The following is a 239-nucleotide window of genomic DNA, read 5'->3' on the forward strand; positions in this document are numbered from 1 at the left end:
GGACGACGTCACCTACGGCGAGCGCGTCGACGACGACTGGATCGACGCCGACACCGTCGTCGTCCAGGGCGGGGTCAACGACGTGCTGGCCGGCCGTCCGGACGACGTCGCCGCTGCCGCCGGAGACCTCCTCGCCGAGCTCGAGGACGTGCCCACCGTGCTGCTCGTCGGCCCGCCGAACCTCCCGGGCGCGGACCCGGCGGACCTCCGGACGGTCGACGACGCGCTCCGCAGCGCCG

1 protein-coding gene is annotated in these 239 nt (G+C 75.7%); it reads left to right on the forward strand.

Features of this window, described 5'->3' with window-relative positions; translation table 11 throughout:
• Positions 1-239: SGNH/GDSL hydrolase family protein (locus A6V29_RS20770; RefSeq protein WP_212719153.1), on the forward strand; the 239-nt coding region annotated here is incomplete at both ends.

The organism is Blastococcus sp. CCUG 61487, assembly GCF_005222955.1.
Taxonomy (GTDB): Bacteria; Actinomycetota; Actinomycetes; order Mycobacteriales; family Geodermatophilaceae; genus Blastococcus.